Below are 13698 nucleotides of genomic sequence, written 5' to 3' on the forward strand. Positions count from 1 at the left end.
TATGTCTTCGGCGAGGTGGTCCTAGGGGTAGGCCGTGCTCGGTGGGAGTCAGCCGAAGTCGACGCCGATCCCGCTTTACCGTGCGCGTCGTTCCAGCGATCGGGTCGAACGCGCTCGCGGGGTTGAGAGGGTCACTGGCTCACGTGTGCCGGCGCTGACGCTGCGTGGGGGCGCTCCTGGTCGTCGTGGAAGCCGGTTCAAGGGTGACCTGCACGCTGATCTGAGGTCCTTCTCGCTTGATCTCGACGCGGACCTGCGCCCCCGTAGGCGCCGGGGATGCCTTGTCGAGCAGGTAGGCGCAGATCAGGCGGTCGTGGATTTCCGGCGCGACGCCGAGTGCGACTGTGCTCGAGATGGCTGCAGCGCCATTCGATGCGCGGAAGGCGGTAACGAGTTCGTCGACGATGCGGTCGAGCCGCAGCGCGGTTGCTGTGGTCACCTTCTGGCGGCGCACCAGAGTGTTGGGTGCACCCTGTCGGGATGCGACCCATCCTGCGCTGCCGAGTGTGGAGGTTCGGCGCGCGGCATGGGCACGCCGAAGTGCGGTGGACGCAGTCCGTGCGCGCAGCGGCAGAGACGATCTCGTCATCAGTTCCGCCCTATCCGTGGATGTAACGCTGGATCAGGGCGCTGAAGCGCGCGTGCGCCATGCGCAGGCCGGTAATGCGTTGTCCCTTGTCAGCCATAGTCGCTAAGCCTCGGAGGACACGCGCGGCGTCTTTTCGAGAACCTGTGCAGGGTTGGTCGAGTTTCCAGACCCGGAGGTCGTCTCGGTGTTGGTGGACGATGGCCATCAACGAGCTCAAGTCTTCGACATCCTTCGGGTGATGGCGGCTGTTCCAGGCGAGCGCTTTGAGCACGACCGCCGATTCCACGTCCGGTATGCATACGGTGAACGTGGTGGACTCACCGTTGTAGAGCTGGGCGTGGACCGTCACATCGAGCGGCTGGGAGTGCAGGGCCAGGGACAGTCCGGGAATGGCGTCGAAGCCGAATTTCTTGTCGCCGAGGAATTTTGTTTCTCGTCCTTGGCCGGAGGTCGCTGGTACCAGCAGGTCGACTGCGAGGGGATGGTCGGGATCGCCGGAGGGAGCCTCCCATCTGTTCCCCCGGACGCGCGTGTATCCGCGGCCTACGAGTTTGGTGTCGAGGTCGGGACTTCCTGCGATTTCTGGCGAGATGCCGGCGTCCGCGTCGGCGGTGGCACGTTGGTGTGCGTCGCTGGTGGGATAGACGTAGGTGAGCAGATGGACCATGTGGCCACCGATGACCCTATAGTCGAGACCTGCGGCTGCGGCGGCCAGGTCCGCAAGGGCGCGAAGACCGAGATCGGCTGCGTTCGATGCTGATTGGACGACGATGTCGGTCACTGCCGGCGGCTATCTACGTACCGCGCCATGAAGGATCGCGTCCTGTAGGTGTTCGGCTGCGTCGAGTGCGTCTGTTCCTTCACCATGCATCACATCGTGCAGCGCAATGATCGGGTCGACGAAGTCGGGGGTCGAGTCGGTGAGGACTGCGGCGGTATGCCAGAGGGTGGGATCTTCCGGGACGGTTGCTGTGAATGTGTACTCCTCGCGTGAAGCGACGCTGAAGCCGGCAGGAACGAAATCGAGAAGTTCGCGCATATAAATAGCCGCAGTGACCGGCATGCGCCAGGGAGCGTAATGGTCGGCGGCGATGTCTCCTGTCTGGAGGCAGTCGATGTCCATGTCGCGGCACAGCTGTCGTGCGTGGGTGATCTGCCCAGTGGGCGCGTCGAGTCCGTACCAGTAGGTGCAGGCACCTCCCGGGCCTGGATATTCGTCGAGGAAGCGGGTCAACAGCTCCTGCCGCCGGTGGACCGTCCAGCCGCCTTCTGCCGGTTCGACATACTCGTGGCCTTTGAGAGCTTTCGACACAGCCTGGGGTGTGGTGTGCAGATGATTGGCCACAATCGTCTGGGGCAGCGGTTGGGGGGACAAGAGCAGGAGGCGTTCGATCGCCCACCGGATCCACGGCGGTCGCCCCCTGCGGCGGAGCGGTATGTGGTCGGGTGTGGGTTGATTGATCGTCGTGGAGTAGTCGGTGCCGTCGACGATCAGACGCCGTTCATCTACAGCGAGGAGGTGGACGACCGAAGCGTGGGCCAGCTGCGTGAGATGTGAAGTGGCGCGGGCGACAACGAGAAAGAGCTTCACGTCGCGTTGCTTGTTATGTTGCGCGTCGACAAGTTTTTTCAGGGCGCTGGGTGTGGGCGGCGACGCAGACGCTTTCATTCGCACGGGTAGTGCCTGCCGACCTGGCGGGGTGAGCACCCAATCCGCGAGCGAGCCGTTCGTTTCCGCCCGGAAGTCGGCAGCGCGAAGCACGCTCAGCGCGTCTGTGATCAGGTCGCTTGTCGACTGCATGGCACCTACCAGATCTATAAACCATATGCAAACAACCTATAGTGTAGACGATTGGATTACGTTGATCGACGCGCCGCGCTGAATCCACACGCGGGCACACAAGAGTTCTGCGTCAGAGCTGCAGTCTCGGCGGTAGATGGCAGTGAAGAGTCTGCGAGACGGTCCTGCGCCGATGGCGGCCGTAGCCCGGTTTGCCCGCTGATTCGATCACTGTCAATATTGATGGGTGTCGATTCAAACTGATAGCGGTGACCTTTGTTGTGCACCACTGGTACGGGAACCTCTGACGGAGGACTGGGCCGGGGAGCTGGCTCGGATGTTCAAGGCGATCGGAGACCCGGTGCGCCTACGGATGCTCAGCCTGATCGCCAGCCACGAGGGCGGCGAAAGCTGCGTGTGCGACATCAGCCCGGCCTTCGACCTGTCCCAGCCGACCATCTCGCATCACCTCAAGGTGCTGCGCGAAGCCGGTCTGCTCGACTGCGAACGCCGCGGAACGTGGGTGTACTACCGGGTGATCCCCTCGGCCTTGACCCAGTTGTCGGCCGTGCTGTCCCCGGAACGCGGAGTCGTACCGGGCTCGGACTGCGCCGTCGTCGACAATGCCGCGGAGGCAACGCGATGACCACGACGAACACCGAGCACCCGGCGGTCGTCGGGAAGATGTCGACCCTCGACCGATTCCTGGCCGTGTGGATCGGCGCCGCCATCGTCGTCGGCCTGCTACTGGGCCGGATGATCCCCGGACTCGGTGAAGCATTGAGCTTCATCGAGATCGACGGCATCTCCCTGCCGATCGCCCTCGGCCTGCTGATCATGATGTACCCGGTGCTGGCAAAGGTGCGCTACGACCGCCTCGACACCGTCACCGGCGACCGCAAACTCCTCATCAGTTCCCTGATCCTGAACTGGATCCTCGGACCCGCCCTGATGTTCGCCCTCGCCTGGCTTATGCTGCCGGATCTGCCCGAGTACCGCACCGGCCTGATCATCGTCGGTCTCGCGCGGTGCATCGCCATGGTCATCATCTGGAACGACCTCGCGTGCGGGGACCGCGAGGTCGCGGCGGTGCTGGTGGCGATCAACTCCGTCTTCCAGGTGATCATGTTCGCCGTCCTCGGCTGGTTCTACCTATCGGTGCTTCCCGGCTGGCTCGGTCTCGAACAGGCCGCCCTCGATGTCTCGCCGTGGCAGATCGCCAAGTCGGTGCTGATCTTCCTCGGCATCCCCCTGATCGCCGGTTTCCTCACCCGCCACTTCGGCGAAAAGGCCAAGGGCCGTGAGTGGTACGAGGACACCTTCCTGCCGAAGATCGGGCCGTGGGCGCTGTACGGTCTGCTGTTCACCATCGTGATCCTATTCGCGTTGCAGGGCGAGCAGATCACCTCCCAGCCGCTCGACGTCGTGCGGATCGCGCTGCCGCTGCTGGCGTACTTCGCGATCATGTGGGGCGGGGGTTATCTGTTCGGCGCCGCGATCGGCCTCGGCTACGAGCGCACCACCACCTTGGCGTTCACCGCGGCGGGCAACAATTTCGAACTGGCCATCGCCGTGGCGATCGGCACTTTCGGGGTGACCTCCGGGCAGGCACTGGCCGGAGTGGTCGGACCGCTCATCGAGGTTCCCGTCCTCGTCGCTTTGGTGTACGTCTCCCTCGCCCTGCGCAACCGCTTCACCCGCCGTGAGTCGGCACACCTGCCCGCATCGAAAGAGGTTTGATCCGTGAGCACACCGAGTGTGTTGTTCGTCTGTGTCCACAACGCCGGCCGCTCGCAGATGGCCGCCGGTTTCCTCACCGCTCTCGCCGGGGACCGGATCGAGGTGCGCTCGGCCGGCAGCGCACCGGCCGATCAGGTCAATCCGGCCGCGGTCGCGGCGATGGCCGAGGTCGGCATCGACATCTCCGAGCAGAATCCGAAGATCCTCACCACCGAGGCGGTGCACGCCTCCGATGTGGTGATCACGATGGGATGCGGGGACACCTGCCCGGTGTTCCCGGGCAAGTCCTACCGGGACTGGGTGCTCGACGATCCGGCCGGTCAAGGCGTCGAGGCGGTGCGCCCGATCCGCGACGAGATCAAGGCCAAGGTCGAAGCCCTCGTCGCCGAGTTGACCACCCCGTCCACCCCGCGCTGACCTGCGCGGTTCTTCGATGACGACGAACGTCGAGGTGCTTGTGATCGGTGGTGGGCAGGCGGGTCTGGCTGCCGGTTACTACCTGCGCCGGGCTGGGCACCGCTTCGTGATCCTCGACGATCAGCACAGCCCGGGCGGGGCGTGGCCGCACATGTGGCCGTCGCTGCGGCTGTTCTCCCCGGCGGACTTCGCGTCGCTGCCGGGGTGGCCGATGCCGCGGTGGCCGGACGGTTTCCCGCCGGCACGTCATGTCGGGGACTATCTCACCGGCTACGAAGCCCGCTACGGCCTGCCGATCGAGCGGCCGGTGCGGGTGCAGGCGGTGCGCCGCGACGGCCCCGCTCTGCTGGTCGACACCGACCGTGGGCAGTGGCGGGCGCATCGGGTGATCAGTGCCACCGGCACCTGGCAGCGACCGTTTCGGCCGAGCTATCCGGGCGCGGGTCTGTTCGCCGGGCGGCAACTGCACACCGTCGACTACCGCACCCCGACCGAGTTCACCGGCGCCGATGTCGTCGTGGTCGGGGGTGGTAACTCCGCGGCTCAGCTCGTCGCCGAGATCTCCACCGTCGCGGCGACCACGTGGGTCACCAACCCGTCCGCCGCGGTTCCTGCCCGATGGTGTCGACGGCCGGGCCTTGTTCGAGCTCGCCTCCCGCCGTGCGGTGGCCTTGGCTGCGGGCCGGCCCGATCCCGGTGGCATCGCCGCCCTCGGGGACATCGTGATGGTTCCGGAGGTCCTCGCTGCACGTGAGCGCGGCGTCTTGACCGCGCTGCCGATGTTCGATCGGCTCACCGTCGACGGCATCGCCTGGGGTGAGCGTCACCAGCGGGCTGATGTCGTGGTGTGGGCCACGGGTTTTCGGCCTGCCCTCGCGCATCTGCGGCCGTTGCGGTTGCGCGATCACACGGGCACGGTGCCGGTCGGCGGTACCCGCTCGTTGAAGGAGCCGCGCTTGCATCTGCTCGGTTACGGCGATTGGACCGGTCCCGGTTCGGCCACCATCCTCGGCGTCGGCCGCACCGCCAAGGCTGCCGTCGCCGACCTCGATCTCGACAATTGACCTGCGTGAAAGGGCCTCGCCTGTGAGCACACCCTCGGTGTTGTTCGTCTGTGCGAAGAACGGCGGAAAATCCCAGATGGCCGCCGGGCTGATGAAAGCCGCTGCCGGCGACACCGTCGCGGTGCACTCCGCCGGCACGAAACCCGGTACCAGCATCAACGCCTTGGCGGCCGAGGTGCTGCTCGAAGTCGGCGTCGATATCACCGGGGAGATCCCGAGACCGGTCGATCCGCACTTGGTCCGCGATGTCGATTTGGTGGTCACCCTCGGCCGCGAGGCTCGTCTCGAGCCGGTGGCCGGGACGCGGTTCGAGAACTGGGACACCGATGAGCCGTCCGAACGCGGCATCGACGGCATCGAACGGATGCGGTTGGTCCGCGACGACATCGCCGCTCGTGTCGCCGACCTCGCCGAGCGGCTTCGTCGCTGACGACATCGATGTCGGCCACCCGAACCTGGGTGGCCGACATGAGGTGGGTTGTTCAGCAGCAGGACGTTGTAGTTGGGGTCTGCTGCGTCCCTTCGGTCGGGGCGGTGGCGGTGCCGCAGCACACGCCGCCTTCGGCGGGGGCCGGGTCGTCGAGGTGCTGTGGGCTCGAGCCGAAGGTGTCCGAATCGGCGAGGACGGTGTAGACCTCCCATTTCTCCCCGGCGGGGCCGGTGACCCACACCTTGTCCTGGGTGGCGAAGCAGCAGGTGGTGCCGATCTCCTCGTCGGTGAACAGTCCTTCGCCGGTCAGGCGGGCGATCTCGGCGTGGACCTTCTCGCTCGATTCGACCTCCACTCCGAGGTGGTTGATGGTGCCGCCCTTGCCGGGGTTCTCGAGCAGTACGAGCTTGAGCGGCGGTTCGGTGATCGCGAAGTTCGCATAACCGGGCTTGAGCTTGGCCGGTTCGACACCGAACAGTTTGGTGTAGAAGGCGACCGCTTCGGTCAGGTCGTCGACGTTGAGGGCGAGTTGTGCGCGGGACATGACATCCTCCACCTGTGTGACATATATCGAAGTACTGGGCGCCTACAGAATGCGCCACCTTTTCGACGTATGTCAAGAAAGTAGATAAGCTCGAAGGATGCCGAAAGCCCTACCCGTCATCGACGTCAGCGCCCCCATCTGTTGCGCGCCGGTCTCGGCCGCCCCCATGAGCGACGATGCGGCCCTCGAACTCGCCCTGCGGTTGAAGGCCCTCGCGGACCCGGTCCGCATCAAACTCGTGTCGATCCTGCTCACCGCCGACGACGGCGAAGTGTGCACCTGCGATCTCGCCACCGGCGTCGACCTGACCGAATCCACCGTCAGTCACCACCTCGGCCAGCTCCGCAAGGCCGGCATGGTCGAATCCGAACGACGTGGGATGAACGTCTTCCACCGCGCCCGCACCGAAGCCCTCGACGCGTTACGTGCGGTGCTGGACCCGAACTGCTGCCGCTGACCCCTCATCGACCGCGTGGGCCGATCGTGTTGCCCGGCGTTCGAGGGCAAGCCGCCGCGCAGCAGTGGCGGGGAAGCACCAGGAACGGGTGACCGCTCCCGCCCGAACTCACCGATCGAGCTCTGGTCCGCGCCCTCGGTCGACTCCGCAGGAAAAGGCGCCGTTGTCGTCGGCCCTCGGGGTCACCCTCGAGGACCGCCCCAGCATCTCCCGGAATGCTGCGGGGGTGAGCCGTCGCTGCGGCCGAAAGCCCGTCGAGCACAGCGCGATAGTTCTCGGCCGAAGGCTCGGCAACCGACTGCCCCACCTCCGCCGCGGGTGCCCGATCAGGAAGGAACGATCCGAGCCAGTTCGTCACGCGGGTAAGGACAAGATCGCGGTCATCGGTATAGACGGCCAGCCACTGAATTCCGACCGCGGCGATGCGGTCCAGGATGTCGCCAGCGCCGACGATGCCGTCCCGGATAAATCACCGGGTCGCGGTTCTCCGACATTCCTGGGTGATATCACTAGTGTGATATCGGAGGTGGTCACGGTGGAACAGATCCTGATCCGCAACCTTCCCGCGGGAACCAAGGCTGCCCTGCGGGCGCGTGCTGAGCAGCATCACCGGTCGGTCGAGGCGGAGGTACGCGACATCCTCGGCGAGGCCCTCGAGCGGGAGCCAGTCACGCTCGTCGACCTCTTGAGCACCGATGAGGGTGCCGACATCGAGTTCGAGCCCAAGCGCCTCGGTTTGACCGCCCGAACCGCCGAGTTGTGAAGTACGTTCTGGACACCAACGTGGTGTCCGCGCTGCGAGTTCGGGGCCGTAACCGGTCGGTCGAGGTTTGGGCGGCGTCGGTGCCGGTGGCCGACCTGTTCGTGACGGCCATGACTATTGCCGAGATCGAACGAGGCGTAGTCGCCAATGAGCGATCCGACCCGAATCAGGGAGTGGTCCTGCGCCGGTGGTTCGACGAACGGGTCCGGCCCGCCTTCGCTGACCGTGTGTTGCCGTTTGATCTGCCGGCCGCCCGGGTGCTGGCCACCTACCGGGCGCCCGAACATGCGCCGTTCGACGCCGCTCTCATCGCCGCTGTCGCCCAGGCCGCCGAGATGACCGTGGCGACGCGCAACACCAAGCACTTCGACCCGCTCGGTGTCCGGTGTGTCAACCCGTGGGAACCGAATCCCTGAAGGCCCGACTTCGGTGCAAACGCCCGTCGACCGGGCTCGAGTGCAGTCAATGAGGCTCGCTGAGCTGTCCGGTACGGTCGGCCTCGCTCGGCGGACGAATCGGGATGCCGTATTGCTTTGCGCTCCGGCTCATCTGCGGCACGCTGCACCCCACCTCGTGCCCGAGTTCCCGCCGCGTTCGCCGCTGGGTGACGTACTGGTCGTGGAACCATGCCGGATCGATCGGCGGGCCTGCGGCGATCGGCGTAATGCGGTGGTGTGGTGCCAGCCGGCCTGCTGCCTTCCTGTTGACGCCGATCATCGCGGCGATCTCGGCAAGTCTGACGAGCGAGCAGTCGCTCCCGTAGACGGCGGGCGTTTTCCCGAACGTTCGGCGTTGTGTGCGGACGAAGTGAGCGGCGAGATGCCGATTGGGACGTCGAGGTCACCCCCATGAGCGACGACGCCGCCCTCGAACTCGCCTTATGCCTCGAGGCCCTCGCCGATCCGGTCCGCATCAAGCTCGTATCGATCCTGCTCACCGCCGACGGCGGCGGAGTGTGCACCTGCGATCTCGCCACCGGCGTCGACCTGACCGAATCCACCGTCAGTCCCCACCTCGGCCAGCTCCGCAGGGCCGGCATGGTCCAATCCGAACGACGTGGAATGAACGTCTTCTACCGCGCCCGCGCCGAGTCGCTCGAGGCGTTACGTGCGGTCCTGGACCCGAACTGCTGCCGCTCACCATCCCAGAGCATGAGGCGTCGACGCATGACATCGCCCCGAAAGTGGGGACGCGAGCGGGAACGCGAAGTCGGGAAGGTTGCCGCGTCATGGACCGCAGCAACCCCTAAGACATGAGTTATGCGGGTTGCAGTTCCCGCACTCGTCCGGTGCTGTCGGCCGCCGGGAGCGGCGGCACGGCGAAGCCTTCAGCTTCGGCGGCCGCAACGAACGAGCGCCACCGACGACTGACCGTGGACTTATCGACGTGCAACCGCCGCGCAACCTGGGTTTGCCGCAGGTGCGGCTCGTCGATGAGCATCGCCGCCACGCGTTTGACCGAGTCGGTGAAACTGCCGTCGGCGAGGAACTGCTGCAACCCGGCCGCGGTATGCGGGTAACCGTTGCGCGTTGCATCGGCGCCGCGGGCGTTCACGACAACATCGGCGTCCACGGTCGTCTCGGCGAGGGCAACCCCCGCAACGCCGGACTCGTGTGAGGTTCCGGGTGATGCACCATTCGCTTCCTGGTGCACCTCGTGGGCGCGGCCTGCATCGGTTGCGCTCTCTCGCGTTGCCACGGCGACGAGCGTGAAATCATGCTCCGTCGTCTTCTCGGTCGCAGTGCAGATCGGTGCAGCGGTGTTGCCCTCGCGTTGCACGACATGAGCCACCGTTGCAGCATCACGGCGTTGGGTGCGTTCGTCGATGACAACCTGCAGCATCATGGTGAACAGGTGAAACAGTGCCAGCCACAACAGCGGGAAGATCGCCGCAATGATCGCGGCAATGGCTGGGGGTTGCGGGATGAACCCGAGGTGCTCCCCTGCTGCAACGCGTGCGAGGTTGCGGGCGGCGAGTTGATAGGAGTGGTACGAGTTGCCCACCACACTCAACGCGACGGTGACGACCGCCAAGCTCATGCAGTAGCGCCGCGCCCAAAGGTGCCGGTTGGCAACGCGGAAGATGACGTAGCCGGCTGTTGCAGCGGCCTGTGCAACGTCGATGGCAACCGGGGCCATCCATGCACGACTCGGATGCACGTTGATTTCGATGGCCAGTGCCCGCAACGCATCGAACGACAGCGTGAACGCCAACGCCGCAAGAAGCAACGCCATCGTTGCCACCGCGGCGACACCGAGCATCTTCGAACGCACCGGCCGCGCATCGTGGTGCAACGGCGGTGCGGACTGAGTGGAGTCATCGGACACGACGGAAGCCTCTTTCTACGAAATTCTCTAGAGGGGTGCTGATTCGACTACTGACACGTGCTCTTGGCGTCTGACTCCCCTCCCGCCCCGGTGCGGACAGGACATGGACGAGGTGCGCCGCACGAACCACACGGAAACGGGCGGGTTGCAAGGTCGGTGGTCAGTTGAAGACGTCGACGAACCAGGTGCCGTCGATCTGCTGGGTGGTGACGGTCTGGGTGATGCGTTGCACGCCGTCGGGGCGCAGTTCGGACAGGTCGACGAGGTAGACATCCTCGGACAGGGCCTTGGTGCGGACGCAGTAGTTGGTGCCGACGGGGATCTCGTCGATGAACGGCTGCAATTGCTCGGCCGGGACGACGGAACTGTTCGGGGTGGCCAGGGCGCGCGCGGCGACCGCGTCGCGCCGGACGTAGTAGGCGTAGTTCCAGGCGGCGATCACCCCGGCGCCACTGCGCTGGTCACCCCGGTCGGCGCGGCACTCGTCATCGAGATCCGACGCCGGCGCCGTCGGCGTTGCGGACAGTTCGAGAATCGGTGTCCCCACATTGTCGGACGTCGGTGCTGCCGTTGCGGACTCCTCGCCGCGTGCGCTCCACATCACCCCTGTGGTGACGGCGGCAACCCCCACTGCAATGGCGATGGCAACCACTGCAACGCGGCCTGTGCGCCTCGATGTGCGCGGCACAGGTCGCTCGTGTGGGGTCACCGCCGGTGCAACCAATGCACCGTCGATCGCATCGCCGGGTGCAACCGGATCGGCGGTTGCACCCGAGCGTTGGGTGGGTGCACCGCCGAGAAGGTCGACGACGGCCGGATGCCGAAATGTTGTCTTGCCGAGTTTCATCGGGGTGCACCCACATCCTTGTTGTGCGGTCAGGCGGAGGCCGGGGCGCCAGCGCCCTGTCCGACGGCGGTCGAGATCATCTCGGCGGCAGTGCCGGCCGAACCACCGAAGAACGCCTCCAGGGTGGAGTCGACGGCGGCGATCACGTTCTCGCCGCCGAGTTGCGCCGTGACCCATTCGCGGGCTTGTGAATCGATGTGAGGTGCTGTCTGCACCGCGCTGCGCACGACCTCCGCAGTGGCGGCACCGACCGGTCCGGAGGTCTGCCACTGCTCGACCGTCGCCGCGGTCTGCTCGGTGATCACGTCCTGCTGCACGTCCGGCAACTCGACCTCGATCGGCTGTCCTTCGTCGTCCCCGGCACCGAAGGCGGTACCGGCAGCCAACCCGATCGCACCACCGACGATCGCGCCGGGGACTGCGCCGACGGCACCGCCGATCGCCGCACCGGCCGCGGTGCCTGCGACACCGGTCGTGATCTCGGGCAGCACCGGGATCGGCAGCGGCACCACCCCGCCGAGGGCGGCGCCGCCGATGCCGCCGATGGTGCCGCCGATCAGCGCACCCGGCACCGCACCGGCCACGACACCTGCGGTCGCACCTGCGGCGACACCGCCGATCTGTGCGGCGGCGACGCGGTCGGCGCGATCAGCACCGACACCGACGGAACGCCAGAAGGTGGCCACCTGGGATCGGGTCAGGCCGGCGGTGTTGTTGGTGCGCTCGCGGTCGGCGTCGGTAATCCAGTTCGGCTGGGTGAGGTGGTAGTCGCCGATCATGATCTTCGCGGGCGGGGCGATGTAGATCGGGGCCTGCTCGACCGGGGTCGGAGCGTGCAGCGTCGACAGCTCCAGCGGCGGGGTGTACGTGGTCTGCCGGTTGTAGCGGCCGGTGTCGTAGTCGTAGTTCGGCAGCGGCTCGTACTGCGGCTGCACTGCGGGCGGGGCGGACCAGTAGATCGGCTCGGACGGCGCCTGCGGCACAACCTCCACCTCGGGCTGCGGTGCCGGGGTCGTGGTGGTGCCGCCTTGCGTCCCGCCACCGGTAGTGCCGCCCTGGGATGGGGCCGCCCCGACGGTCGGGGCCAGCACCAGTCCTGCCGCCACTGCCGCGGTCGCGACGAACGCGGCCGTGGCCTGACGCTGGACTGTGCGGTGGCGACTCGTTGCGCGGCGGGCGGCGCGATTCGGGGTGGGATTGTCGTTGCTCATCGGGCATTGCCTTTCATCGATCGGCCACAGAGATGGCCGGGCCTGGTCGGGGATCGGAAAAGGGTCAAGTGGAGCGGCCTCGCGCCCGGACCGAAAACGGTTCCGGACCAACGGGATCAGGGGGCGTCTGCGATCAGATCGACGACGGTGGCGGCGAGGACGGTCAACGCCTCGCAGGTACCGCGCCGTAGCTGGCTCAAGGTGATGCGCCCACCGGAGGCGAACAACGGCTCGAACGGCATCCGGCACACCGGCACACCGAGCGCGGAGAAGGCATCGACGGCGTCGATCTCGACCATCGGCACATCCCCCGGCCCCTCGGTGATGACCACGACCGTGCGGGCGAGCACATCCGGGCGGACGGCATGGATCGCGTCCAGGGTGCGCTGGGCAGCGACCGCGCTGTCGCGGCGCAGCGGCACCGGAACGATGACGGCGTGCGCGGCGGTGATCGCCCACCGCCAGCTGCCGGCGTGGCGCGAGTTGCCGGTGTCGGCGACCAGCAGGTCGTAGTGGTGTCCGAGGATCGCCGCCAACGTCGCGGCGTCGTCGTAGCTCACCGGTGCCGCCGCCCCGATTCCGCCGGCGACGACATACGAGCCGCACGGCTGACGGGTCAGATACCGAGTGAGCACGGACGGGCGCACCGGCTGCACCTGGTCACCGAGATCGGCGAGCAGCGACGCCACGTCCTGCCCTGCGGCCGGGGGAAGCGCGATCCGATCGGTGAAGCTGCCGCCGACCTCCCCGAGGTCCAGGCACGCAATCGTGGCGGGGCCGCGATACTCGGCCAGTGTCTCGGCCAGAGCGATCGCCATCGGGGTTTTACCGACGCCGCCTTTGATGTTGGCGACGGTGACGAGCGCGCCGTCCGGCAGCGGCCGGGCGATCGTGGTGTGCGCCGCGCGCAGCCGCATCTCGACCGAGTCGGGTTTCGGTGCAAGCCCCAGGCCGAGCATCGCGTTGAGCCGTCCCCGCATTCCGAGGCGGGCGGGTTCGCCGGCCGCTGGGTTGACGCGGGGTGCGGACAGCGCCGACAACGCCTCGATCCGGCCGCTGAGCGGCTCTGTGGCCAATTCTGGGGGTAGCGTGGACTTCGAACCCGGCGACCGTGTCGGCGCGGCGTGTACGGGCTCCTGAGCGGGCGTCTGGTCAGTCGGTGCGGGTGTCTCGTGGGTGAGCGGTTCGGTAGCCACGGTCACCGGCCCGGCCGGCGCCGCGGAGGCAGCCTCACTGGCCGCCGAAGCGGGTTCGCTCACCACGACCGGAATCGGGACGCTCGGAGCACTTTCGGTGAGCTTGCCGTCAGGGCCGACCGTGAGGAAGCGAGTGTCTTTGCCGGTGCGGTAGACGACCTCGACGGCGGACTGCTGTTTCGCTGCGAGGGTGCGCACGAAGTCGTGCACGACAGCGGCCAGTGCCCTGTCCTCGGTTGCCGCCAGTTCCATCGGGGGCACGTCGGCGCCGGTGAGCCTCGCGCGCGCGGTGGTCGCGGAGGTCGCCTCGATCTCGACGGTCGGCGCCATGG

The 13698-nt window shown here is 66.9% G+C and carries 16 protein-coding genes and 2 pseudogenes; 9 read left to right on the top strand and 9 right to left on the bottom strand.

What is annotated here, in order from left to right:
- Positions 1-139: 139 nt before the first annotated feature.
- Genes GON09_RS24650 through GON09_RS24660 form a run of 3 tightly spaced genes read right to left on the bottom strand, consistent with a single transcriptional unit; the run spans position 140 to position 2390 of the window.
- Positions 140-589 (bottom strand): hypothetical protein, encoded by a 450-nt coding sequence (locus GON09_RS24650; RefSeq protein WP_213934668.1) that lies wholly within the window; start codon positions 587-589, stop codon positions 140-142.
- A 10-nt stretch (positions 590-599) separates the two neighbouring features.
- Entirely contained in the window at positions 600-1370 is a 771-nt protein-coding gene (locus tag GON09_RS24655; RefSeq protein ID WP_213934669.1) for a hypothetical protein, read from the bottom strand.
- A gap of 9 nt (positions 1371-1379) precedes the next feature.
- Positions 1380-2390 carry a hypothetical protein gene (locus GON09_RS24660; protein ID WP_213934670.1) on the bottom strand — a complete coding sequence of 337 codons (1011 nt, stop codon included), beginning with the start codon at positions 2388-2390 and terminating at the stop codon, positions 1380-1382.
- A 226-nt stretch (positions 2391-2616) separates the two neighbouring features.
- On the opposite strand from GON09_RS24660, the gene GON09_RS24665 reads away from it, so the two are divergent.
- From GON09_RS24665 to GON09_RS24685, 5 genes and pseudogenes are all read left to right on the top strand, one after another.
- Complete coding sequence (locus tag GON09_RS24665) at positions 2617-3015, top strand: ArsR/SmtB family transcription factor (protein WP_307854533.1); 399 nt, start codon at positions 2617-2619, stop codon at positions 3013-3015.
- Positions 3012-4109: an ACR3 family arsenite efflux transporter gene (gene arsB, locus GON09_RS24670; protein ID WP_213934672.1), complete on the top strand. Its 1098-nt coding sequence runs from the start codon at positions 3012-3014 to the stop codon at positions 4107-4109. Before GON09_RS24665 ends, arsB begins: the two co-directional genes overlap by 4 nt.
- Before the next feature lie 57 nt (positions 4110-4166).
- On the top strand, positions 4167-4526 hold the full coding sequence (locus GON09_RS24675; protein ID WP_244867081.1) for an arsenate reductase ArsC: 360 nt from the start codon (positions 4167-4169) through the stop codon (positions 4524-4526).
- A gap of 16 nt (positions 4527-4542) precedes the next feature.
- Positions 4543-5590, top strand: a pseudogene (locus tag GON09_RS24680) (ArsO family NAD(P)H-dependent flavin-containing monooxygenase).
- 22 nt (positions 5591-5612) lie between these two features.
- On the top strand, positions 5613-6020 hold the full coding sequence (locus GON09_RS24685; RefSeq protein ID WP_213934674.1) for an arsenate-mycothiol transferase ArsC: 408 nt from the start codon (positions 5613-5615) through the stop codon (positions 6018-6020).
- Between the two features lie 52 nt (positions 6021-6072).
- Here GON09_RS24685 and GON09_RS24690 read toward each other — a convergent pair whose 3' ends face one another.
- Entirely contained in the window at positions 6073-6564 is a 492-nt protein-coding gene (locus tag GON09_RS24690) for an ArsI/CadI family heavy metal resistance metalloenzyme (RefSeq protein ID WP_213934675.1), read from the bottom strand.
- 97 nt (positions 6565-6661) lie between these two features.
- On the opposite strand from GON09_RS24690, the gene GON09_RS24695 reads away from it, so the two are divergent.
- The 3 genes from GON09_RS24695 (at position 6662) to GON09_RS24705 (ending at position 8200) form a co-directional block, all read left to right on the top strand.
- Positions 6662-7021, top strand: a complete 360-nt coding sequence (locus GON09_RS24695) for an Rv2640c family ArsR-like transcriptional regulator (RefSeq protein ID WP_060654893.1) — start codon at positions 6662-6664, stop codon at positions 7019-7021.
- Between the two features lie 547 nt (positions 7022-7568).
- Positions 7569-7784 (top strand): FitA-like ribbon-helix-helix domain-containing protein, encoded by a 216-nt coding sequence (locus tag GON09_RS24700; protein ID WP_244867083.1) that lies wholly within the window; start codon positions 7569-7571, stop codon positions 7782-7784.
- A complete protein-coding gene (locus GON09_RS24705) occupies positions 7781-8200 on the top strand; it encodes a PIN domain-containing protein (RefSeq protein WP_213934676.1) in 420 nt (139 codons plus the stop codon). The genes GON09_RS24700 and GON09_RS24705 overlap by 4 nt, the downstream gene beginning before the upstream one ends.
- 46 nt (positions 8201-8246) lie before the next feature.
- Here the strand turns inward: GON09_RS24705 and GON09_RS24710 are convergent, their stop codons facing one another.
- Positions 8247-8501 (bottom strand): hypothetical protein, encoded by a 255-nt coding sequence (locus GON09_RS24710; RefSeq protein WP_238588785.1) that lies wholly within the window; start codon positions 8499-8501, stop codon positions 8247-8249.
- 77 nt (positions 8502-8578) lie between these two features.
- Here GON09_RS24710 and GON09_RS24715 point away from each other — a divergent pair.
- Positions 8579-8917, top strand: a pseudogene (locus GON09_RS24715) (metalloregulator ArsR/SmtB family transcription factor); the annotation flags it as partial.
- Positions 8918-9041: 124 nt separating this feature from the next.
- Here the strand turns inward: GON09_RS24715 and GON09_RS24720 are convergent.
- From GON09_RS24720 to GON09_RS24735, 4 genes are all read right to left on the bottom strand, one after another.
- A complete protein-coding gene (locus GON09_RS24720; protein WP_213934677.1) occupies positions 9042-10046 on the bottom strand; it encodes a DUF2637 domain-containing protein in 1005 nt (334 codons plus the stop codon).
- Positions 10047-10272: 226 nt separating this feature from the next.
- Positions 10273-10959 carry a hypothetical protein gene (locus GON09_RS24725; RefSeq protein WP_213934679.1) on the bottom strand — a complete coding sequence of 229 codons (687 nt, stop codon included), beginning with the start codon at positions 10957-10959 and terminating at the stop codon, positions 10273-10275.
- Positions 10960-10988: 29 nt separating this feature from the next.
- Positions 10989-12170 (bottom strand): insoluble domain protein, encoded by a 1182-nt coding sequence (locus GON09_RS24730; RefSeq protein WP_213934680.1) that lies wholly within the window; start codon positions 12168-12170, stop codon positions 10989-10991.
- A gap of 116 nt (positions 12171-12286) precedes the next feature.
- The gene (locus GON09_RS24735; RefSeq protein ID WP_213934681.1) at positions 12287-13696 is read right to left on the bottom strand and encodes a ParA family protein; all 1410 of its coding nucleotides are present in this window, start codon (positions 13694-13696) and stop codon (positions 12287-12289) included.
- Between the last annotated feature and the right edge of the window lie 2 nt (positions 13697-13698).

This window comes from Rhodococcus sp. B50, from assembly GCF_013602415.1.
Lineage (GTDB): Bacteria > Actinomycetota > Actinomycetes > Mycobacteriales > Mycobacteriaceae > Rhodococcus.

Coding starts and splice junctions, on each gene's coding strand:
- GON09_RS24650 (WP_213934668.1), bottom strand. CDS start 589: ATGACGAGATCGTCTCTGCCGCTGCGCGCACGGACTGCGTCCACCGCA.
- GON09_RS24660 (WP_213934670.1), bottom strand. CDS start 2,390: ATGCAGTCGACAAGCGACCTGATCACAGACGCGCTGAGCGTGCTTCGC.
- arsB (WP_213934672.1), top strand. CDS start 3,012: ATGACCACGACGAACACCGAGCACCCGGCGGTCGTCGGGAAGATGTCG.
- GON09_RS24675 (WP_244867081.1), top strand. CDS start 4,167: ATGGCCGCCGGTTTCCTCACCGCTCTCGCCGGGGACCGGATCGAGGTG.
- GON09_RS24690 (WP_213934675.1), bottom strand. CDS start 6,564: ATGTCCCGCGCACAACTCGCCCTCAACGTCGACGACCTGACCGAAGCG.
- GON09_RS24695 (WP_060654893.1), top strand. CDS start 6,662: ATGCCGAAAGCCCTACCCGTCATCGACGTCAGCGCCCCCATCTGTTGC.
- GON09_RS24710 (WP_238588785.1), bottom strand. CDS start 8,501: ATGATCGGCGTCAACAGGAAGGCAGCAGGCCGGCTGGCACCACACCAC.
- GON09_RS24720 (WP_213934677.1), bottom strand. CDS start 10,046: ATGCTCGGTGTCGCCGCGGTGGCAACGATGGCGTTGCTTCTTGCGGCG.
- GON09_RS24725 (WP_213934679.1), bottom strand. CDS start 10,959: ATGAAACTCGGCAAGACAACATTTCGGCATCCGGCCGTCGTCGACCTT.
- GON09_RS24730 (WP_213934680.1), bottom strand. CDS start 12,170: ATGAGCAACGACAATCCCACCCCGAATCGCGCCGCCCGCCGCGCAACG.
- GON09_RS24735 (WP_213934681.1), bottom strand. CDS start 13,696: ATGGCGCCGACCGTCGAGATCGAGGCGACCTCCGCGACCACCGCGCGC.